Source organism: Accumulibacter sp. (assembly GCF_023806635.1).
Lineage (GTDB): Bacteria > Pseudomonadota > Gammaproteobacteria > Burkholderiales > Rhodocyclaceae > Accumulibacter.
Genome location: NZ_JAMTDQ010000036.1, coordinates 1 through 21,555, shown reverse-complemented (window position 1 = coordinate 21,555; position 21,555 = coordinate 1). Strand labels below are relative to the sequence as shown.

The 21,555-nt window shown below is 67.8% G+C and carries 11 protein-coding genes and 1 pseudogene; 10 read left to right on the top strand and 2 right to left on the bottom strand.

The window, feature by feature from the left end:
* Positions 1-162: 162 nt before the first annotated feature.
* The 4 genes from NFW30_RS06235 (at position 163) to NFW30_RS06220 (ending at position 5,577) form a co-directional block, all read left to right on the top strand.
* Positions 163-1,077, top strand: a complete 915-nt coding sequence (locus tag NFW30_RS06235; protein ID WP_295351857.1) for an amino acid ABC transporter substrate-binding protein — start codon at positions 163-165, stop codon at positions 1,075-1,077.
* A gap of 69 nt (positions 1,078-1,146) precedes the next feature.
* Positions 1,147-2,658, top strand: a complete 1,512-nt coding sequence (gene ilvA, locus NFW30_RS06230) for a threonine ammonia-lyase, biosynthetic (protein ID WP_295371895.1) — start codon at positions 1,147-1,149, stop codon at positions 2,656-2,658.
* 43 nt (positions 2,659-2,701) lie between these two features.
* Positions 2,702-3,925 (top strand): PatB family C-S lyase, encoded by a 1,224-nt coding sequence (locus NFW30_RS06225; RefSeq protein WP_295351864.1) that lies wholly within the window; start codon positions 2,702-2,704, stop codon positions 3,923-3,925.
* A complete protein-coding gene (locus tag NFW30_RS06220; protein ID WP_295351867.1) occupies positions 3,922-5,577 on the top strand; it encodes an alpha-amylase family glycosyl hydrolase in 1,656 nt (551 codons plus the stop codon). Before NFW30_RS06225 ends, NFW30_RS06220 begins: the two co-directional genes overlap by 4 nt.
* A gap of 193 nt (positions 5,578-5,770) precedes the next feature.
* On the opposite strand, the gene NFW30_RS06215 is transcribed toward NFW30_RS06220, so the two are convergent.
* Positions 5,771-7,405 carry a methyl-accepting chemotaxis protein gene (locus tag NFW30_RS06215; RefSeq protein ID WP_295351869.1) on the bottom strand — a complete coding sequence of 545 codons (1,635 nt, stop codon included), beginning with the start codon at positions 7,403-7,405 and terminating at the stop codon, positions 5,771-5,773.
* Between the two features lie 47 nt (positions 7,406-7,452).
* Positions 7,453-10,188: a bifunctional [glutamate--ammonia ligase]-adenylyl-L-tyrosine phosphorylase/[glutamate--ammonia-ligase] adenylyltransferase gene (gene glnE, locus NFW30_RS06210; protein ID WP_295351871.1), complete on the bottom strand. Its 2,736-nt coding sequence runs from the start codon at positions 10,186-10,188 to the stop codon at positions 7,453-7,455.
* A gap of 166 nt (positions 10,189-10,354) precedes the next feature.
* Between glnE and NFW30_RS06205 the strand changes: the two genes are divergently transcribed.
* From NFW30_RS06205 to NFW30_RS06180, 6 genes and pseudogenes are all read left to right on the top strand, one after another.
* Positions 10,355-14,299 (top strand): YhdP family protein, encoded by a 3,945-nt coding sequence (locus NFW30_RS06205; protein ID WP_295351873.1) that lies wholly within the window; start codon positions 10,355-10,357, stop codon positions 14,297-14,299.
* A 31-nt stretch (positions 14,300-14,330) separates the two neighbouring features.
* Positions 14,331-15,176, top strand: coding sequence for a carbon-nitrogen hydrolase family protein (locus NFW30_RS06200; RefSeq protein ID WP_295351876.1), 846 nt, complete (start codon positions 14,331-14,333; stop codon positions 15,174-15,176).
* Between the two features lie 39 nt (positions 15,177-15,215).
* Positions 15,216-16,664 carry a metalloprotease TldD gene (tldD, locus tag NFW30_RS06195; protein WP_295351878.1) on the top strand — a complete coding sequence of 483 codons (1,449 nt, stop codon included), beginning with the start codon at positions 15,216-15,218 and terminating at the stop codon, positions 16,662-16,664.
* Between the two features lie 96 nt (positions 16,665-16,760).
* Positions 16,761-18,428, top strand: a complete 1,668-nt coding sequence (locus NFW30_RS06190) for a mechanosensitive ion channel domain-containing protein (protein ID WP_295351880.1) — start codon at positions 16,761-16,763, stop codon at positions 18,426-18,428.
* On the top strand, positions 18,425-20,440 hold the full coding sequence (locus NFW30_RS06185; RefSeq protein WP_295351882.1) for a fused MFS/spermidine synthase: 2,016 nt from the start codon (positions 18,425-18,427) through the stop codon (positions 20,438-20,440). The genes NFW30_RS06190 and NFW30_RS06185 overlap by 4 nt, the downstream gene beginning before the upstream one ends.
* Before the next feature lie 141 nt (positions 20,441-20,581).
* Positions 20,582-21,101, top strand: a pseudogene (locus tag NFW30_RS06180) (alkene reductase); the annotation flags it as partial.
* Positions 21,102-21,555 lie beyond the last annotated feature (454 nt).

The following is a 21,555-nucleotide window of genomic DNA, read 5'->3' as shown; positions in this document are numbered from 1 at the left end:
CGCCACGCGCACCGCCACGCGCACCGCCACGCGCACCGCCACGCGCACCGCCACGGCAGCTGACGCTGGCAACACTTTCGCCGTGCGTGCGGCATCAAGTTCCACCATTGGCCGCGCCACCGGATCGCCCGGGCAGGCTGGTCCGACCATGGAGGTCGTGACATGAGAGTTGCCGCTGCGTGCCTGTCCCGCGCCTTGCTCGCTGCCGCCTGCCTGTTGCTCGTCGCTGCGGCGACGGGTGCCGAGGAAGCACCGGTGTCGCCGAACCTGGAGAAGATTCGTGCGGCGAACGCGGTCTATATCGGCTACCGTGAAGCCGCCATCCCCTTCTCCTATCTGGCGGGCGGGGGTGAGGCAATCGGTTTCGCGATCGACCTCTGTCGTCATGTCACCGACGCCATCCAGGCGCAGCTGAACCTGCAGCACCTGACGGTGGTGCCGGTTCCGACGACGCCCGGTGCGCGCCAGATCATGATCGAGACCGGAACGATCGACCTCGATTGTGGCGGAACGATCAACACCGAACAGAGACAGCGTGACCTCGCTTTCAGCAGCACCATCTTCGTTGCCGGAATCCAGGCGCTGGTCAGCAAGGATGCCGGCATCCGTTCCTTCGCCGACCTGCAGGGCAAGACCGTGGCGACCGTCTTCGGGGCGACGGCAGCGGCCTACCTGACTTCGGCCGCCGCCCGCAGGGGACTGCAGGTCAGCCATCGCGGCAGCCGTGATCCGGCGGAAGGACTGCAGTTCCTGCAGCGTGGCGAGGTCGCGGCGCTGGTACTCGACGACGTGTCGCTGCGCGGCCTGTTGCTGCAGGTTGCCGCCGCCGAGCGCTTCATGTTGCTCGACGACCGCTTCGGTTTCGAGTCCTGGGCCATCGCCTTCCGCCGCCACGACCCGCAGTTCAAGAAGCTGGTCGACCGGACACTGAGCGGCCTGATGCAGAGCGGAGAGTTCGCCCGCATCTACGAGCGCTGGTTCACCTCGCCGATCCCGCCAGACGGCGGCAATCTGCATCTGCCGATGGGCGACGCCCTGCGGCAACTCATGCTGACGCCCAACGATCGCGGGGCCTGAAGAGGCTGCACGTCGTCTTCTCCTGCTAGAATCGGCGCCTCTGGCAAAGCACCGGGGCGACCTGCCGCCATGCCCACTGATTATCTCGAGAGAATCCTCAACGCCCGCGTCTATGACGTGGCGATCGAAACCCCGCTCGACCGCGCCCCTGGCCTGTCGGCACGCATCGGCAATCGGGTGCTGCTCAAGCGCGAGGACCTGCAGCCCGTCTTCTCCTTCAAGCTGCGCGGCGCCTACAACAAGATCGTGCACCTGTCGAAGGAGAAGCTGAAACGCGGCGTCATCTGCGCTTCGGCAGGCAACCATGCGCAGGGCGTCGCGCTGGCCGCCGCCAAGGTGGGCTGCCGGGCGGTGATCGTCATGCCGACGACGACGCCGCAGATCAAGATCGAGGCAGTCCGGCAACGCGGTGGCGAAGTGCTGCTGGCCGGCGAGTCGTACGACGACGCTTACGCGCATGCGCAGGCGATCGAGAAGAGCGAGCGCCTGAGCTTCGTGCATCCCTTCGACGATCCGGAGGTGATCGCCGGCCAGGGTACCATCGGCATGGAGATCCTGCGCCAGCACGCGGAGCCGATCGACGCCATCTTCTGCTGTGTCGGTGGTGGCGGCCTGATCTCGGGCGTTGCCGCGTACGTCAAGCGCCTGCGCCCGGCGACCCGGATCATCGGCGTCGAAGCGGTCGACGCCGACGCCATGGCGCGCTCCCTGCGTGCCGGCAAGCGTGTGCGGCTCGAACACGTCGGCCTGTTTGCCGATGGTGCCGCTGTCAAGTACGTCGGCGAGGAGACTTTTCGCCTCTGTCAGACGCACGTCGATGAAATGGTGCTGGTCGACACCGACGCCATCTGCGCCGCGATCAAGGACGTCTTCGAGGACACGCGCGCGGTGCTCGAGCCGGCCGGCGCGCTGGCAGTCGCCGGCGCCAAGGAGTACGCCGCGCGCCACCGGCTGCAGGGCAGGACGCTGGTCGCGACGGCATCGGGCGCCAACATCAATTTCGACCGACTGCGCTTCGTTGCCGAACGGGCCGAGATCGGCGAGCAGCGCGAGGCGGTCTTCGCCGTCACGCTGCCCGAACGACCGGGCGCCTACAAGCAGTTCGTGGCCCTGATCGGTGCCCGCAGCATCACCGAGTTCAACTACCGCTACAACGATCAGCGCGAGGCGCACGTCTTCGTCGGCATCCAGGTCGCTTCGCGTGCCGAGTCGGTACGCCTGTTGCAGCATCTGCGCAAGCACGGCTACCCGACTCTCGACCTGACCGACGACGAAGTGGCGAAAGGCCACATCCGTCACTTGGTCGGCGGTCACTCGCCGACGATCAGCAACGAGATCGTCTACCGCTTCGAGTTTCCAGAGCGTCCGGGAGCGCTGATGAACTTCCTCAACCGGATGAGTGCCGGCTGGAACATCAGCCTCTTCCACTATCGCAACCACGGCGCCGACTACGGCCGCGTGCTGGTCGGCATGCAGGTGCCACCGGACGAGATGGGCGACTTCCGGCAGTTCCTGCGAACGCTCGGTTACGCGCACTGGGACGAGACCGGAAACCAGGCCTACCGGCTCTTCCTTGCCTAGCCGGCCGGTACGGCCGCTCATCGATCATTCCCGGGAGAGCTTCGTGTCCATGATTCAGCAAGCGCCTCCTGACGACCCGGCACGACGCCCGCCGCTCAGCGTGCGCAGCCACGCTGCCGATCTGCCGGCGCATGACTTCGAGCGGGTCATCGACCGCTCGCGTGGCGACTCGCTGAAATGGAACCGTTACGCCGGGCGGGACGTGCTGCCACTGTGGGTTGCCGACATGGATTTCGCCGCGCCGCCGGCGATCATCGCTGCACTCGAACGCCGCGTCGCGCACGGCTGTTTCGGTTACGCCGAACCGATGCCGGAACTCTGCGAAGCCGTCATCGGCCATCTGCAGCGCGAGTACGGCTGGCAGGTCGAGGCAGACTGGCTGCTCTGGTTGCCCGGCCTGGTGAGCGGGCTCAACGTCGCCTGCCGCGCCGTCGATGGCGATGTGGTGACGGCGACGCCGGTCTATCCGCCGTTCCTCGGCGCACCGCGCCTGTCCGGCCGGCGTTTGACGACGGCGCCGCTGTGCCAGGTCGGCGAGCGCTGGGTGTTCGACTTCGCGGCGCTGCAGGACGCCGTGCTGCCCGGCAGCGGGCTGCTGTTGCTCTGCCATCCGCACAACCCGGTCGGCCGCGCGTGGGAGAGGGCGGAGCTCGAGCGGATCGCTGCCTTCAGCCTGTGCAACGGCCTCGTCGTCTGCTCCGACGAGATCCACTGCGGGCTCGTTCTCGACGAGCACCGCCGCCACCTGCCGCTGGCGATGCTTGGCGAAGAGGTGGCGCGGCGAACGATCACGCTCATGGCACCATCCAAGACGTGGAACATTCCCGGCCTCGGCTGTGCCTTCGCCGTCATCGCCGACGCCGGCTTGCGTCGTCGTTTCAGTGCCGCCATGCGGGGCATCGTGCCGCATGTCAATGCGCTCGGGCTGGCGGCCTGCGAAGCCGCCTACCGCGACTGTGACGACTGGCAGCACGCCCTGCTCGCCACCCTGCGGCGCAACCGCGACACCGTCGAGGCTGCCGTCCGCTTGCTGCCCGGCCTCGCCATGAACCACGTCGAGGCGACGTACCTGGCGTGGATCGATGCGCGTGGCCTCGCCGTCGCCGATCCGGCGGCCTTCTTCGAAGAAGCCGGCGTCGGACTGTCTAGTGGCGCCGAATTCGGCCTGCCGGGCTGGGTCCGGCTCAATTTCGGCTGCCCGCGACAGACCCTCGCCACCGCCCTCGACCGGATGGCCGCCGCTTGCACGGCCGCCGCGCGCTCATGAGCGCTACCGTCAGCTGGTGGCAGACCGGCATCATCTACCAGCTCTATCCGCGTTCGTTCCAGGACAGCAACGGCGATGGCGTCGGCGACCTGGCGGGGATCATCGCCCGCCTCGATTACCTGCACAGCCTCAACATCGATGTCCTCTGGCTGTCGCCGATCTATCCCTCACCGATGCATGACTTCGGTTACGACGTCGCCGATTACTGCGCCATCCACCCCCTCTTCGGCACGATGGCCGACTTCGATCGCCTGCTCGCCGAGGTGCATGCGCGCGGCATGCGGCTTCTGCTCGACCTGGTTCCCAATCACAGCTCGCATCTCCATCCCTGGTTCATCGCCAGCCGCAGTGCCCGCGACAACCCGCAGCGTGGGTGGTACATTTGGCGCGACCCGGCGCCCGGCGGCGGCCCGCCGAACAACTGGCTGAGCCACTTCGGCGGTCCGGCCTGGACCTTCGACGAGGGCTGTGGCCAGTACTACATGCACCAGTTCCTGCCGCAGCAGCCGGAACTGAATTATCGCCACCCCGAGGTCCTGCCGGCGATCCTGGACTGCATGCGTTTCTGGCTCGACAAGGGGGTCGACGGCTTCCGCGTCGACGTCATCGGCATGCTGCTGAAGGACCCGCTGTTCCGTGATGAACCCGCGAACCCCGCCTGGAACGGAGTCCGGGAGTACCAGAGCCTGTTGCACGTGCACACGGCCAACCTGCCCGAGGTGCACGGCCTGATCCGCCGCATGCGGGCCTTCCTCGACCGCTGGCACGACCGCCTGATGATTGGCGAACTCTACCTGCCGAATGCCGAACTGGTCCGCTACTACGGCGATGAGCAAGGCGCCGAGTGCCACCTGCCGTTCAACTTCCAGCTCATCCGGGCCCCCTGGGACGCCGCCCTCATCCGCCGCCTGGTGGACGATTACGAGGCGGTGCTGCCGCAGCACGCGTGGCCCAACTGGGTGCTCGGCAATCACGACCAGAAGCGGCTGGCGACCCGTGTCGGGTCGCGCCAGGCACGCGTCGCGACGATGCTGTTGCTGACGCTGCGCGGTACGCCCACCTGCTACTACGGCGACGAGATCGGCATGCTCGACGTACCGCTGCCCCTGGAACTGATGCAGGACCCACCGGCGCTCAGGCAGCCGGAAATCGCCCATCTCGTCGGCCGTGACCCGCAGCGCACGCCGATGCAGTGGGATGCCTCGGCGAACGCCGGTTTTGCCGCTGCCGGGGTCCGCTCCTGGCTGCCGCTGGCGGCCGACTGCAGGACGCGCAACGTCGCCAACCAGTCGGTTGACCCGCACTCGCCGCTCGCCTTCTTCCGCGCCATGACCGCACTGCGACGGGCCGAGCCGGCGCTCGCCGGCGGTTCCTTCCGGTCGCTCGACGCCGGCCAGCCCGACGTTTTCGCCTACCTGCGCGGCGATCCGGGCAGCGCCCTGCTCGTGCTGCTCAACTTTGGCGCCGAGCGTCGGCGACTGGCGCTGCCGCTGTCCGGCGATGCGGCCGACCTCTTGCTGTCAACGGCAATGACTTCGCCCAGGCGGCTCAGCCTGGAGCAACTGGTTCTCGCACCCGACGAGGGCATGGTGCTGCGGCTTCCCGCCACCAGCCGCCTCTCCCGAACCGTGGCATCCGGCGGCCGGCGATGATGCCGCCACCGTGATCGATGCCCGTGGCCCGTGGTCGACCGACCGGCGGCAGAGTTGACAGGCAGGCGCCGGGCGGTGACCATGATGCTCGCGCCATCTTGATGGGTTGAGAAGCGGCTGAACAGCGGCACGCCGGCCCGGCGAACGGGGCCGCCGCCGTCAGCGCGGTACTGCGAGCGGCACGACAAGCCTGCTAGAGCGAGAACTGGCCGACCGACTTCTCCATCCGGTCGACCATCGCCATCAGTTCAACCACCATGGCGTCGGTCTGGCTGGCGAGCGCGACGCAGGCGGCGGTCATTGCCGATACCTGCCTGACGTTTTCCGCGAGCTGTGACATCGCCGCGTTCTGGCCCACCGAGGCCTGCGAGATTTCCTCCACACGCCGGATGGTCTCGTCCATCTCGACCTTGATCCGCTGCAGGATCTCCTTCGACGAAGTGACCCGTTCGACGCCCTCGCCGACCTGCGTTGCACCGGCGCGCATGCCATCGACCGCGGTCGTGGTTTCGGCGTGGATGGCGGTGACCAGATCGCTGATCTGCTGCGTCGCCTTGCCGGTGCGCTCGGCCAGTTTCCGCACTTCATCGGCCACCACGGCGAAGCCCCGTCCCTGCTCGCCGGCCCGCGCAGCTTCGATGGCGGCGTTCAGCGCCAGCAGGTTGGTCTGATCGGCGATCTCCTTGATCACCGAGGTGATCTGGCTGATCTCGGTCGACCGCTGGCCGAGCGTCTCGACCTGTTCGGCCGACAGGCGGACCGTTTCGGCGAGGGAGCCGATCGCCGCACAGGCCTGCTCGGACTCCTTGGCTCCGGCGCGCGAGACGCCGCCTGTCTGGCTGGCGACTGCGTGCGTTGCGCGGGCATTGTCGGCAACGCGGGCGATCAGCGCGGTCACTTCGTCGACTGCAGCGGTTGCCGATGCAGTCGCCACATTCTGCTTGCTCGTCGCCTCCTGGACCTGTTGCACGCCACGTCCGACATCGCGCGTCGCATCGCCGACCTGCGCCGCGACATCGGCCATCCCCTGTACGGTCGCCTGTACCGAGGAGACGAAGCGGTCGGTCTGGCGGATGACGGTGCCGATCAGGTCGCCGCGTGGCGAATCGATTCGTTGCCTGAGATTGCCGCTTGTCAGCAGTTCCTCGAGCCACGCAGCAAAGCCGCGCAGGTCGCGATGCACGCGCGGCACATAGGCGAAGAGGAAGAAAAGACCGTAAAGAACGGAAGCAACCGCCAGCAGGTCGAGAAGCGTACCGAGTACGCCGCCGCTGAAGCTCGTGCCGCCAAGGCGCATCGCCGCACCGAACAGCGCGACGCTGCCGACCAGCGTCAGCTGTACCGGCAGCGAGAACAGGCGGGCGATGCCTGCGACACGACGATTCACCACGCGGCCCTGCTCGATGCGCAGTCGTGGGTCGCCCTGGCGGATGCGCTGGTAGGCGCTCGCTGCGGCATCGATCTCGGCGCGGGTCGGGCGGCTGCGCACCGACTGATGGCCAACCACGTGGCCACCTTCACGGACTGGCGAGACGTTCGCCACCACCCAGTAGAAGCCACCGTCCTTGCGCCGGTTCTTGACGACGCCACGCCAGGGGCGGCCACTCTTCAGTTCGCGCCAGAGATCGGCGAACGCCTCGACCGGCATGTCGGGGTGACGCACGATGTTGTGTGGCTGGCCAATCATCGCCTGCCGCTCGAAGCCGCTGACGCTGGCAAAGGCTTCATTGGCCTCGACGATCACGCCCTTCAGATCGGTTCGCGAGTAGATGAACGCGTTTTCCGGCAGCATCGTCTCGACATCTGTCACCGGCAGGTTTTGGCGCATCGGGGTCCTCCATTGCTCGCTGTGAGAGTGTGGATGATAACCGATGCCTATGGCGAAGCGAAAACCTGCTGCCAGAGTGCGAGCACCGCCTCGATGCGACAACTGACCGTGGCACGTTCGACGCGCGCGCGGCGGCCGGCGTTCAGCCGCAGCACGTGCTGCATGCGGCGATACTCGCGGTAGGCGTCGCGCACCGCCGTCGCGGCTGCGCCAGGTATCAGGCCCAGATCGGCAGCGATGCCGAGCAGCGCGATGTTGCCGAGGTTGCCGCAGAGTCGGGCGTGGCACCATGCATGGCCGAGGATCAGGTACTGGACGATGAACTCGACGTCGATCAGGCCGCCGCGGTCGTGCTTGATGTCGAACGACTCCTGGCTACCCGAGCCATGCTGCTCGAGCATGCGCTGGCGCATCGCCAGCACTTCCCGGCGCAGCGTCGCCAGGTCGCGGGGTTGGCGCAGGATCTCGGTGCGGATGGCCTCGAACTTCTCGCCGAGCGCCCGGTCGCCGGCGCAGAAGCGTGCGCGCGTCAGGGCCTGGTGTTCCCACACCCAGGCGTGCTGCAGCTGGTAGTCGCGAAAGGCGTCGACCGGGCAGACGAGCATTCCCGAATCGCCGTTCGGGCGCAGCCGCAGGTCCACCTCGAAGAGGCTGCCGGCAGCGGTCTGGCTCGACATCCAGGTGCTCATGCGCTGGCCGAGGCGGGCGTAGAGTTCGCCGGCGCCGCTCTCGGGGTCGTCGTGCAGATAGACGAGGTCGAGGTCGGAGGCGAAGCCCAGCTCCTTGCCGCCAAGCTTGCCGTAGGCGATGACGGCGAAGCGCGGCGGCAGTTCCGGCCGCGGGTGGCGGGACTTCAGCTTGTGCCAGCAGAGATCGAGGGTCGTCTGCACCATGATGTCGGCAAGCTCGCTGAGCCGGTCGGCAAGATGCTCGACGGTGTGCATGCCGGCCAGGTCCTGCGCCAGGAAATGGAAGACCTGCGCATGGTGGGTCTCGCGCAGGATGTCCATTTCACGTTCGGTGTCATCGACGTGTTCCGCCAGCCGCGCCTGCATGTTGTCGCGAAACTGCTGCCAGTCGGTGCTGACGTCGAAGATGCGCGAGTCGAGGAGTTCGTCGAGCAGGATCGGGTGGCGGGTCAGGTAGTCGGCTGCCCAGGACGAGCTGCCGATCAGTTCGGCGAGCTTTTTCAAGGCCTGCGGATATTGCTGCAGGAGCGCGAGATAGGCGCCGCGACGGCTGATCGTGTCGAGAAAGTCAAGGCCGCGCTGCCAGGTGGCGTCCGGTGTCGCCGTCGCGGCGGCAGCATCGATCAGTCGCGGACCCAGTGCGTCGAGCCGCTCGCGGTTGCTCGCCGGAAGCTGCAGATAGCGGCCGCTGTCGCGGAAGCCCTGTACCCTTTCGATGAGCGCCTGTGGCTGGCGGAAGCCGAGCGCCGCCAGTCGCTCGAGACCGTCGTCATTGGCCGTTGCTCCGTCCCAGATGCCGGCCAGCGGGTGCCGCCCTTCCTCGGGCTCGGAGAACACCTGCTCGAAGTGGCGGGCGACGAGCGCGCGATGCGCGTCGAGCGCCACCATGAACGACGCCCAGTCTTCGCAGGCCATCGCGGTCGCGATCGCCTGGCGCTCGTCGTCATCGCCCGGCAGGCGATGCGTCTGCGCGTCGGCGACGTATTGCAGGCGGTGCTCGAGGCGGCGCAGGAATCCGTAGGCCGTCGCCAGCTCGCGTTCGCTCTCCGCCGGCAGCAGCCGACGCTCGGCGAGCAGGGCGAGGACACGCAGCGTCGGGCGAACCTGCAGTGCCGGGTCGCGCCCACCGCGAATGAGCTGGAAGACCTGGGCGATGAACTCGATTTCGCGGATGCCTCCGGGGCCGAGCTTGATGTGCTCGGCCATGTCGCGGCGCGCCACTTCGCGCCGGATCTGCGCGTGCAGGTCGCGCATGGCGTTGATCGCCCCGAAGTCCAGATACTTGCGGAAGACGAACGGACGGCAGATGCGCTGCAGGGCATCGATCCACTCCGGTTGCAGATTCGTCCCCTCGTTCATCACCCGCGCCTTGATCCAGGCGTAGCGCTCCCACTCTCGGCCCTGGGCGATGAAGTAGTTCTCGAGCGAGCCGAGCGAGCCGACCAGAGGCCCGGAATCGCCATTCGGCCGCAATCGCATGTCGACGCGGAAGACCTGGCCATCTCCGGTGACGTCGTCGAGGGCAGCGATAAGGCGTTTGCCGAGGCGCAGGAAGAACTCGTAGTTGTCGAGGCGGCGACCGTTGCCAGCGGTTCGCCCCTCCTCGGGGTAGACGAAGATGTAATCGACGTCCGAGGAGACGTTGAGTTCGCGACCGCCGAGCTTGCCCATGCCGATGACGAGCAGCCGCTGCGGCCGGCCGTGCTCGTCAAGGGGTTCGCCAAACTGTCCGGCGAGCTGTCGATGCAGGAAGTCGAGCGCGAAGTTGGTGCTGACGTCGGCGAGTCTGGTCATCGTCTCGACGACCTCGGACAGCGGCGCCAGGCCACCGATGTCGCGCACGACCAGCGTCGCCATGACGCGCTGCCGCAGGTGCCGCAGGCAACGCTTCAGTTCCTCTTCGTTGAGCGGTGCGGCCGCGCTGAGGAAGGCGCTCATTCGCTCCGCGGCAAGCGGGCTTGCGGCGTGGTCGTCGAGCCAGGCGTCGACTTCCGGGCGCGCGGCCAGCAGCTGACGCAGGTAGCGGCTGTGCGCCGTCGCCGCCAGGCGCGCGGCGGTGAGGTCGGGTGGCCGGGTGTCGCTGGAGCTGTTCATCGTTCATTCTTTTCGTCTGGATCCGGATCGGGCCGCGCGCCACGGGCGCTGAAGCGGGACGGCAAAGCCGTTACAATGGGATATTGGCGAACTCGACCGGGCACCCCGACATTCTAGTGACGCGCACCGACTGTTGGCAAAAGTCTCTCCGCGCGAGCCCATTCTGATGCGGCAGGAGGAACTGCGCCCGGCGGTCTACCATCGCCTGCACCGTCTCGTGCCCTTCGTCTCGTATCCGGCGGTGCGCACCGGCTGGCGCTGGGCCCTGCGCGCCGCCCTCGTGCTCTATTTCGCCTTCGTCCTGCTGGTGCTTGGCCTGCGCTACCTGATCCTGCCGAACATCGACCACTATCGGCCGGAAATCGAACGTGCCGCCGGCCAGGCGCTCGGCCTCTCGGTCGCCATCGGCGGCATCGAGGCGAGTTGGGCCGGTCTCAACCCGGATCTCGTCCTCTCGGACGTGCGCATCGCCGACGCCCAGGGCCAGCCCGCGCTGGCCTTCTCGCGCGTCGAGAGCGTGTTGTCGTGGTCCTCGCTGCCGCGGCTCCAGTTGCGCCTGCGCCTGCTGCGCATCGATGAGCCGACCTTGCATCTGCGGCGTGACCACGACGGCCGCTTCTTCGTCGCCGGCATCGCCGTCACCGAGGACGACAGCGATGGCGGTGTCGTGGACTGGGTTCTGGCGCAGAAGCAGATACGCGTCAATGGCGCGACGGTGCTCTGGGAGGATGCCAGGCGCGGTGCTCCGGCACTGGTGCTGGAAGACGTCAACCTGGCGCTCGACAACGACGGCCGCCAGCACCGCTTCGGGTTGACCGCGCTGCCGCCTGCCGAGCTGGCGTCGGCGATCGACCTGCGCGGCGACTTTCGCGGCAGGGACCTGGAAGACGCCGCCAGCTGGAAGGGGCAGGCCTTCGTCCAGGTCGACTATGTCGATCTCGCCGCCTGGCGGACCTGGATCGACTATCCCTTCGCGCTGCCGCATGGTCGTGGTGCCATACGCGCGTGGGCAGGCTTTGCCGAGGGGGCGCTGCAGAACCTCACCGCCGACCTGTCGCTCGCGAGCGTCAGGCTCCGGTTGAGCAGGAACCTGCCGGAACTGACTCTGGATCGGCTCTCCGGGCGCATCGCGGCGCATGTCCTGGCAGACGGCATGCGGCTCGACGGACGCCGTGTCGAGCTCCTCGCCGAGTCGCCGGCGGCGGTGGCTGCCGATGCCGTCACGGCCGCCGCATCGCGGCCGCCGGAACGAGCCGCCGGACTGCGCATCGAGCCGACCGACTTCCATCTCGAATGGCAGCAGGAAAAGCAGCCGGGCGCTTCGTTGCGTGGCAGTGCGACGGCGACTGCGGTGGACCTCGGCGTCCTCGGGGGACTTGCCGCCTACCTGCCGCTCGACCCGCAATCGCGTCGCCTGCTCGACGAGTTTGCGCCGCGTGGCCAGATTGGCGACCTGCGCGCCAGTTGGCGGGGCAGCGCCGAGGAACTGCAGGCCTATTCGCTGCAGGCTTCGTTCTCCGACCTCGCGTTGCGGCCGGTGCGGCAGTTCCCCGGCGCCAGTGGCCTCTCGGGCTCGCTCGATGCCAGCGAGAAGGGCGGTGCCGTGCAACTGCGTTCGCGACAGGTGCGTGTCGAGCTGCCGCAGGTCTTTCCCGAGTCGGCGATCGCCCTCGACACACTGAACGCGCAGGCGAAATGGAAGATCAGCCAGGGTCGGGTCGACGCCGAGCTGTCGCGTGCCGAGTTCGCTGGCGCCGACGCGGCCGGTTCGGCGCAGGGAACGTTCCGCAGCAGTCCGGACGGACCGGGCAGCATCGACCTGACGGCCGCGCTGACGCGTGCCGAAGCGACCGCGGTCTGGCGCTACCTGCCGGCGGCGATCAACGTCGATGCCCGTCATTGGCTGCGCGATTCGCTGCGGGAGGGAAAGGCCAGCGAAGCGCGGCTGATCCTCAAGGGCGATCTGGCGCACTTCCCCTTTCTCGACCGCAAACAGGGACAGTTCCTGGTCACCGTCAAGGCGCAGGATGTCGTCCTCGACTACGGTACCGGCTGGCCACCGATCAGGAGCATCGATGCCGACCTGCGTTTCGAGGGCAACGGCATGGTAGTGCAGGCGCGCCACGGCACGATCCTCGGTGCGACACTGGCGCAGGCGCGGGCCGAGATCCCGGATTTCGACGCGCCGGTGAGCACGCTCAGGCTGAAGGGCCAGGTCGCCGGGCCGACCGCCGAATTCCTCAAGTTCATCGACCAGAGTCCGGTGGCAGCGCAGATCGACCACTTCACCGAGAAGATGAGTGCCCGCGGAGCCGGCCGGCTGGAAATCGGTCTGGTCATTCCGCTCGAGGAGGCGCGGCTCGGTGAGTCGAAGATCGACGGCACCTACACTTTCCAGGCGAACGAGGTCGTCGTCGATCCCGTGCTGCCACCGTTGCAGCAGGTGAAAGGCAACCTGCAGTTCTCGGAAAGGGACCTGCGTGTCCCCGGGATCAACGCGACCCTTTTCGGCGGCCCGCTGCGCATCACCGGTGGTACCGAGTCGGGCAGGGTGCGGGTGCTGGCGAGCGGCTCGCTGCTGGTCGACGACCTGCGACGGCACATCGGTTCGCCCGTGCTCGCCGCTTTCGCCGGCGGCGGCAGCTATCGCGCCGAGATCCGGGTGCGCAGGCGCGATGTCGACGTCCTGGTGGACAGTGATCTGCTCGGCGTCAGCTCGACCCTGCCGGCGCCGCTTGGCAAGTCCGCCAGCGAAGCGATGCCCCTGCATTTCGAGAATGGACTGCTGCCGGCGGCCGCTGGCGGCCAGGCCATCGTCCGCGATCAGGTGCGCGCCACCCTCGGCGACGTGCTCAGCCTGCAGCTGATCCGCCGCCGGAAGGACAGCGAGGCACAGATCGAGCGTGGCATGATCGCCATCGGCCGGCCGGCTGCGGCGCTGCCCGCGCGCGGGCTCAATGTCGGCATCAGCGCGCGCAGCCTCGATCTGGACGCCTGGCAGAGCCTTCTCGGCGGTGGCCGGAAGGGTGCCGAGGTCGCCGCGACCGGCTTCCCCGTCGCCGTCGATGTCAAGGCCGACGAACTCGTCGTCATCGGTCAGACCTACACCGGTGTCGTTGTCGGCATCACCGGCATCACGACGCGCTGGCGCGGCAATGTCGAGTCGGAACAGGCGATCGGCAACTTCCAGTGGGACGGCAGCGGTGCCGGCAGGTTGAAGGCGCATTTCAGCAAGTGGCGGCGTCCCGACAGGGTGCGCAGCGATACCGCCAGCCGCGAGCCACTCAAGGAACTGCCGGCGCTCGACGTCATCGTCGATGATTTCACCATCGGCCAGAAGCGCTTCGGACGCCTCGAGGTGCAGGCGCACAACGACGGCGGCATCTGGCGCCTGGACCGCATCGATCTGCGCAACCCGTATGGCAGCCTGGCGGGCAGCGGGCAGTGGCAGCTGACTGCAGGGAACAGGACGCAGCTCGATTTCGCTCTCGACAGTAGCGATGTCGGGCGCCTGCTCGACCGCCTCGGCTACGGCGGCACGATACGCGGCGGCAAGGCGGCGATGAAAGGGCGCATCGGCTGGACCGGCGCGCCGACCGAGCTGGACCACGCAACCCTCGCTGGCGACATCCAGGTCGAGGCAAGCCAGGGCCAGTTCCTCAAGGTCGATCCCGGCGTCGGCAAGTTGCTCGGGCTGATCAGCCTGCAGGGGCTGCCGCGACGCTTCACCTTCGATTTCGGCGACATCTTCAGCGAGGGTTTCGCGTTCGACGGCATCACCGGCAGCATCGCCGTCAAAGGCGGCGTCATGCACACCGATCGGCTGCAGATCAGCGGCCCGGCGGCGCGTGTCGTCCTCAGCGGCGACGCTGACCTGAAAAATGAGACGCAGCGCCTCGAAGTCAGCGTCCAGCCCGATCTCGGCAGCAGTGCGGCGCTCGGTGTGGCGGTGATCAACCCGCTGGCCGGTGTCGCGACGCTGCTCGCCGACAAGATCCTGCAGGGGCCGCTGAGCAAGGCGTTCAGCTTCGACTACCTGGTCACCGGCAGGTGGGACGACCCCAAGGTGGAGCGCCTGTCGCGGCCGCCGGCGGCCGCGACGACGCCATGACCGAAACCGACGAAGGCCACCGGAGACCACAATGAAGACAAGCCCAGACGGGCGGCCGCGCTCCGTCCAAGCCCCCGCCACTCTGCGTGTCGCCGCCTTGCAGATGGTGTCGACGCCGCGCGTCGACGAGAACCTGCGCACGGCGGCGGCGCTGATCGGCGACGCCGTTGCGCAGGGCGCCGAACTGCTGGCGCTGCCCGAGTACTTCGCCATCATGGGAATGACCGACGCCGACAAAGTGCGCCTGCGGGAGGCCGAAGGCAGCGGCCCGATCCAGGATTTCCTCGCCGCCAGTGCACGCGAGCACGCGGTCTGGCTGATCGGCGGTTCGCTGCCGCTGCTCGCCGGCAGTCCCGACAAGGTGCTCAACTCGACGCTGGTCTACGATCCGCAGGGGCAGCGTGCCGCCCGCTACGACAAGATCCACCTCTTCGGCTTCCAGCAGGGCAGCGAGCGTTACGACGAGAGCACGACCATCGAGGCCGGCCGCCGGCCGGCCGCCTTCGTCACGCCCTTCGGCCGCGTCGGTCTGTCGATCTGTTACGACCTGCGCTTTCCGGAGCTTTATCGCGCCCTCGGTGTCACAGACCTGCTGGTCGTGCCGGCGGCCTTCACCGAGACGACCGGCCGTGCCCACTGGGAGATTCTCCTGCGCGCGCGGGCGATCGAGAACCAGTGCTACGTGCTGGCGGTCGCGCAGGGCGGCCGGCACGAGAACGGCCGCGAAACGCACGGCAACAGCATGCTCGTAGACCCCTGGGGGACGATCCTCGATCGCAAGCAGAAGGGACCCGGCATCGTCATCGGCGACCTCGAACGGAGCCGACTGGATGAAGTCCGCGCCAGCCTGCCGGCCCTCTCGCATCGTGTCATGTAGGTGTCGGCGGCAGAAAACCGCAGCAAACAGGGAAACTCAATGACCACCAAGGCCCAGACCCTCCTCGCGCAGGCGCGCAAGACCCTGCTCACGCCCTATGGCCTCGATGTCGCCGACCTGACACCGGTGTTTGGCAGGATCATGGCGCACCAGGTCGACTATGCCGATCTCTACTTCCAGTACAGCCGTTCCGAGGCCTGGAGTCTCGAAGAGGGGATCGTCAAGAGCGGCAGCTTCAGCATCGACGAAGGCGTCGGCGTGCGTGCCCTGGCCGGCGAGAAGACCGCTTTCGCCTATTCCGACGACATCAGCAGACCGGCGCTCGACGCAGCTGCCGCCGCCGTGCGGGCGATTGCCGGCGCCGGGCAGGAGCGGCGCGTGCCGGCAGCGAAGCGCATTGGCGGCCATCGCCTGTACCTGCCGAACGACCCGCTGGCTTCTCTCCCTGCGGACAGCAAGGTCCGTCTGCTCGAGCGACTCGAAGCGCTGGCACGCGCTGCCGACCCGCGGGTGACGCAGGTCATGGCTCACCTCGCCGGCGAGTACGAGGTGGTCCTGGTCGCCGGCAGCGACGGTCGCCTGGCGGCCGACGTGCGGCCGCTGGTGCGGCTCTCGCTGACGGTCATCGTCGAACAGGGCGGACAGCGTGAACAGGGGTCGGCCGGCGGCGGTGGCCGCAGCGACTACGGCTTCTTCACCGATGCGGTGCTGCAGGACTATGCGCGCGAAGCCGTGCATCAGGCCGTCACCAACCTGGCCGCGCGCCCGGCGCCGGCGGGAACGATGACGGTCGTCCTTGGCGCCGGCTGGCCCGGCATCCTGCTGCACGAAGCCGTCGGCCACGGACTCGAGGGCGACTTCAACCGCAAGGGCAGCTCGACCTTCGCCGGTCGCATCGGCAGCCGCGTCGCCGCCAGCGGCGTGACGGTCATCGACGACGGCACGATCGCTGGCCGGCGCGGTTCGCTGAACATCGACGACGAAGGCAACCCGACGCAGCGGACGGTGCTGATCGAGGACGGCATCCTGCAGGGCTACATGCAGGACAGCCTCAACGCGCGCCTGATGGGCGTCGCGCCGACCGGCAACGGCCGTCGCGAGTCCTTTGCCCACCTGCCGTTGCCGCGCATGACCAACACCACGATGCTGAACGGCGAGCGCAGCGCGGAAGAGATCATCCGCTCGGTGAAGAAGGGAATCTACGCGGTCAATTTCGGCGGCGGGCAGGTCGACATCACCAACGGCAAGTTCGTCTTCTCGATGTCCGAGGCCTACCTGATCGAAAACGGTCGCGTGACCACCCCGGTCAAGGGCGCGACCCTGATCGGCAGCGGCCCGCAGGCGATGACGCAGGTGTCGATGATCGGCAACGACATGCGCCTCGACCCTGGCGTCGGCACCTGCGGCAAGGAGGGCCAGAGTGTGCCGGTCGGCGTCGGCCAGCCGACCCTGCGCATCGACGGGCTGACGGTCGGCGGCACGGCCTGACCGGCGGTCGGCGGCCAGCGGAGCGGGCGCCAAAGCCATGCTGGCGGGCAGGGGCTATAATCGCAGCCCAGTCCAGACCGTCACCCTCATCACGCCATGATCACCAGGCCGTTCCGCCGCCGGCTTCGCGCCGCTCTTGCCCTCTTCTGGCTCGTCGCCAGCATGTTCCTTGCCAGCCTGCCCGCCGCAGCCGTCGCCGCCGAGGTGCGTCAGCCGGAGGCGACCCTGCACTACCATTTCCGGCCGATCGTCACCTTTCGCGCGACCTTCGTCGGCGCCAGCCCGGAGTATCGCGTGCGCCGCGCGCTGGAGCGCATCGATGCCCTGCCGGCGGCGCAGATGCAGCAGCCGATCGAGCTGACGCCGTTCTCCGTCGAAGACCGGCGCGGCATCAGCCTGCACATCGGCGAAGCGGTCCTCTTCGGCATCGTCGAGGGCGATCTCGACCCCGAGGAGAAGATGTCGCTCGAGGCTGTGGCGCGTCGCAGTGCTGAGGAACTCGGTGCCGCGCTGCTGGCGGTCAGCGAGCAGCGCCGACCGATGGTGCTCGTCAAGGGAGTCGGTCTGTCGCTGGCGGCGACGGCCATCGCCCTGTTGCTGCTGTGGCTGATCCGCCGCGCCACCGCGTTGATCGTCCGCCACTTCGCAAAGGTCATTGACGCGCATCCGGAGTCGAGCAGCTTCCGCTGGGCCCGCCATGGCTGGGCGCTGGTGCAGCGGATCGCGCAACTGCTGATGGGCTTTCTCTGGCTCAGCGTCGCCTACCTCTGGCTGACCTTCGTCCTGGCACGCTTCCCGCTTACCGAGCCGCTCGGCGACCGCCTGACCAGCTTCCTCTTCGGCCTGATGGAAACGATCGGCGTCGGCTTCATCGAAGCAGTCCCGTCGCTGACCACCGCCCTCGTCATCCTCTTCCTGACGAAGGCCTTCAATGACGCCCTCGGCAACTTCTTCAAGGCGGCAAGGGCCGGACGCGTGCAGGTGCACGGGTTGCATCCGGAGACGGTGAATGCCACGCATCGCATCTGCACGATCATCGTCTGGGGCCTCGGCATTGCCATTGCCTATCCGTTCATACCGATGTCCGACAGCGATGCCTTCAAGGGGCTGTCGGTGATGTTCGGCTTCATGCTGACGCTCGGTTCGGCAGGCATCGTCAACCAGTTGATGAGCGGTCTCGTCCTCGTCTACTCGCGCGCGCTGTCGGTCGGTGACTTCGTCGACATCGGCGAGACCGTCGGCGTCGTCAGCGAGGTCGGCGCGCTGTCGACGAAGATCATCAACATGCGCAACGAGGAAGTGACGATTCCCAACGCCGTGCTCGTCGGCAATCCGATCAAGAACTACTCGCGCCTCGCGGGCGCGCGCGGGACGCTGGTGTCGACCAAGGTGACGATCGGTTACGATACCCCCTGGCGTCAGGTGCACGCGATGCTCATCGCCGCTGCCGAACAGACGCCCGGCCTGCGCGCGCTGCCGAAGCCCTTCGTCTATCAGCGCAGCCTCGCCGACTGGTACGTCGAGTACGAACTTTTTGCACACACGGACAAGCCGCTCGAGCGGGTGCCGGTGCTCTCCGCGCTGCACGGCAACATCCAGGACCAGTTCAATACCTACGGTGTGCAGATCATGTCGCCGCATTTCGTCGTCCAGCCGGCGAGCAACGTCGTCGTCCCGCGCGAGAGCTGGCATGCGGCGCCGGCCGAAGCCGAAGGCGGCGGCCCGACAACGGGGACGCTGCAGCAGCCGGGAACATCCGGATGATCAGCTTCGCTCTGACGGTCTTCCTTTCGGCCTTTCTTCTCTTCCAGATCCAGCCGATCATCGCCAAGATGATCCTGCCGTGGTTCGGCGGTTCGTCGTCGGTGTGGAGCACCTGCATGGTCTTCTTTCAGGCGGCGCTGCTGCTCGGCTACCTCTACGTTCACCTGCTGCACGAGTGGCTTTCACCACGCCGCCAGGTGATGGTGCACGGTGTGCTGCTGCTGCTGAGTCTGGCGACGCTGCCGGTGATCGCCAACCCGGCCTGGAAGGACGTTGCCTTCGCCAGCCCGACGTGGAACGCCCTCGTCGTCCTTGCGGCAACGGTCGGCATGCCGTACCTGCTGCTGTCCACCACCGGGCCGCTGATGCAGGCGTGGTATGCGCGCTCGTTCAACAGCATGATGCCGTACCGACTGTACGCGCTGTCGAACCTGGCGTCGATGCTCGCGCTGCTCTCGTACCCGGTGCTCGTCGAGCCCTTCTTCGTCGTCGTGCAGCAGGCGCACGCCTGGTCGGTCGGCTACGTCTTCTTTGTCGTCGCCTGCCTGGCCAGCGCCTGGCAATCATGGCAGGGTGTTTCCGGCGAACTCGAACGCAGCCCGGCCAGCTCCGAGTCGGTGCCGCGGCCGCCGCTGCGCGAGTGCCTGCTGTGGATCGGCCTGGCGATGACCGCCTCGATCCTCCTCCTCGCGCTGACCCGTCACCTGACGCAGGACGTCGCGCCGGTCCCCTTCCTCTGGGTGCTGCCGCTGAGCATCTACCTGCTGAGCTTCATTCTCTGCTTCGATGCGCCGCGCTACTACCATCGCCGGGGCTTCCTGATCGCGCTGCCGATCGCCTTCGTCGCCCTCGACCAGGTTCTCGCCGAAGGTGGCATGCCGGTACCGCTGCTGGTCAGCGTGCTTTGCCTCGCGCTCTTCGTCTTCTGCATGGTCTGTCATGGCGAGCTGGTGCGGCGGCGGCCGCCGGTGCGCCACCTGACGCTGTTCTACCTGATGCTGTCGATCGGCGGCGCCATCGGCGGCAGTTTCGTCGGCCTGCTCGCGCCGGCGCTCTTCAACGCCTACTTCGAATTGCCGATCGGTCTCTTCCTCTGCGCCGTGCTGGTGATCATCGTCCTCTGGCCGCAAGTTAAGCCGGTCTGGCGCTGGCTGCTGCTCGCGGCCCTCGCCGTCTATGGCTACCGGCTGGCGGGGATATCGGTCGATTACGTCGAGGACTACCGGCGCGTCATGCGCAACTTCTACGGCCAGTTGCGGGTTGCCGACGTCAGCGATGACGACCTCGGCATCAAGCGCAGGATGTTCCACGGCCGCATCAACCACGGCGAGCAGTTCATCGCCCCCGAGCACAGCCGGCGACCGACCGCCTACTACTGCGAGCAGTCGGGGATCGGCCAGGCGCTGCTCAGCCTGCCGACCGAGCGGCCGCGCCGGATCGGCGTCGTCGGCCTCGGCGCCGGCACGCTTGCGACCTACGGCCGCCCGGGCGACGAAATGCGGCTGTACGAGATCGACGACCAGGTCCTCGAGCTCGCGCGCAGCGACTTCAGCTATCTGGCGGAAAGCCGGGCGCGCATCGTGCCGGTGCTCGGCGATGGCCGCCTGATGCTCGAAAGCGAAGCGCCGCAGGCCTTCGACCTGCTCGCCATCGACGCCTTCTCGGGTGATTCGATCCCGGCGCACCTGCTGACGCTCGAAGCGATGCAGTCCTATCTGCGGCACATGCGGAGCGACGGCATCCTCGCCGTGCACATCACCAACCGCTACCTCGACCTGCAGCCGGTGGTCGCCGCCGCCGCCGCAAAGCTCGGGATGAGCGTCCTCGTCGTCGATCTCGATCCGGCTGACGGCGAGGTCTTCTGTCGCCGGTCGCTGTGGGCGCTGCTCGTCCGACCCGAGCGCGCGGCGAGCCTGCAGGCGGCGAGCGCCGGCGCCCGGCCGCTGCAGCCGCGCGCCGGCTTCACGGCGTGGACCGACGGCTTCTCGAACCTGCTCGGGATCCTGAAGTGAGCTGACCGGCGCTGCCGACAGCGGGTGATCGAGCCCGGCTTGCCGTGCCGTGGGCGCCGTCGCCGGTGAGCACCGGTTTTCACACGGCTTGGAAGCATGGCGAGTCAGCCATCTTTTCCGGCGTCGCTTCCGGCGATCGACGAGATCGCCGGTGTCGTCGCCGACTTCCGGCGTGCCGCGGCGAGCGCGATGCGCGCCGGTTTCGACGGCGTCGAGATTCACGGCGCCAACGGCCACCTGATCGGCCAGTTCCTGCGCACGACGTCGAACCAGCGCACCGACGCCTACGGCGGCAGCCGCGAGAAGAGAACCGGCTGCGCTTGCTGCGCGAGATTGCATCCGCGGCTGCCGGCGAAGTCTGGGCCGGGCGCGTCGGCGTCCGCCTTGCACCCTTCATCACCGCCCGCAACATGGCCTGTCCGGACATCGCACCGACGATCCTCGACGGTGCACGCGCCTTGTCGCGGCTGGACATCGCCTACCTGCACCTCTCGGAAGCCGACTGGGACGATGCGCCGCAGGTGCCCGAACAGTTCCGCCGCGACCTGCGCGCGGCCTATGATGGCCGCCTGATCGTCGCGGCTGCCACGACAGGACGCGTGCCAAAGTCATTCTCGGCAACGGCCTGGCCGACCTCGTCGCCTTCGGCCGCCCCGTCTTGTGAGGTCCTGGACTGCGATGCGGGGCGCCACCTCCGTATGCGCCTGGCGCAAGTCTTGAATACTCTGGCGCACTTCAGCCTGCACCACCCCAGCATCCAGGACTCATCTCCCGCCAGCCGACCGCGATCGTATCACCCTGATACCCTGGCGGCGACAGCCGGGGCAGCCGGCGAACGGGTGCGATGCGGTCGGGGCATGCGTGAGAGCTGAGGGCACGCGGCGCGAGCGATTCGACCCTTGCGCACTGCAGGCGGAACACATGCCGCCCGGCTTTTGCCAGCCAGCAGGGTCCAGCCGTCAGCTTACTCCGGCAATGCCGCCAGGCGCCCGAGCAGGTTGATGTAGAACCGTCTCTGCCAGCCGGTCTGGCCGGGCTCGGGGCAGACGCAGACGTCCAGGTGTGTTACGTCCCGCCCTATTCAAGCCTCTCCGTCCCGAGCTATTCCGGGGTGA

What these genes read in the sequence shown, in the direction of transcription:
- NFW30_RS06235 (WP_295351857.1), top strand. Translation starts at nt 163, where the DNA reads ATGAGAGTTGCCGCTGCGTGCCTGTCCCGCGCCTTGCTCGCTGCCGCC.
- ilvA (WP_295371895.1), top strand. Translation starts at nt 1,147, where the DNA reads ATGCCCACTGATTATCTCGAGAGAATCCTCAACGCCCGCGTCTATGAC.
- NFW30_RS06220 (WP_295351867.1), top strand. Translation starts at nt 3,922, where the DNA reads ATGAGCGCTACCGTCAGCTGGTGGCAGACCGGCATCATCTACCAGCTC.
- NFW30_RS06215 (WP_295351869.1), bottom strand. Translation starts at nt 7,405, where the DNA reads ATGCGCCAAAACCTGCCGGTGACAGATGTCGAGACGATGCTGCCGGAA.
- glnE (WP_295351871.1), bottom strand. Translation starts at nt 10,188, where the DNA reads ATGAACAGCTCCAGCGACACCCGGCCACCCGACCTCACCGCCGCGCGC.
- NFW30_RS06205 (WP_295351873.1), top strand. Translation starts at nt 10,355, where the DNA reads ATGCGGCAGGAGGAACTGCGCCCGGCGGTCTACCATCGCCTGCACCGT.
- NFW30_RS06200 (WP_295351876.1), top strand. Translation starts at nt 14,331, where the DNA reads ATGAAGACAAGCCCAGACGGGCGGCCGCGCTCCGTCCAAGCCCCCGCC.
- tldD (WP_295351878.1), top strand. Translation starts at nt 15,216, where the DNA reads ATGACCACCAAGGCCCAGACCCTCCTCGCGCAGGCGCGCAAGACCCTG.
- NFW30_RS06190 (WP_295351880.1), top strand. Translation starts at nt 16,761, where the DNA reads ATGATCACCAGGCCGTTCCGCCGCCGGCTTCGCGCCGCTCTTGCCCTC.
- NFW30_RS06185 (WP_295351882.1), top strand. Translation starts at nt 18,425, where the DNA reads ATGATCAGCTTCGCTCTGACGGTCTTCCTTTCGGCCTTTCTTCTCTTC.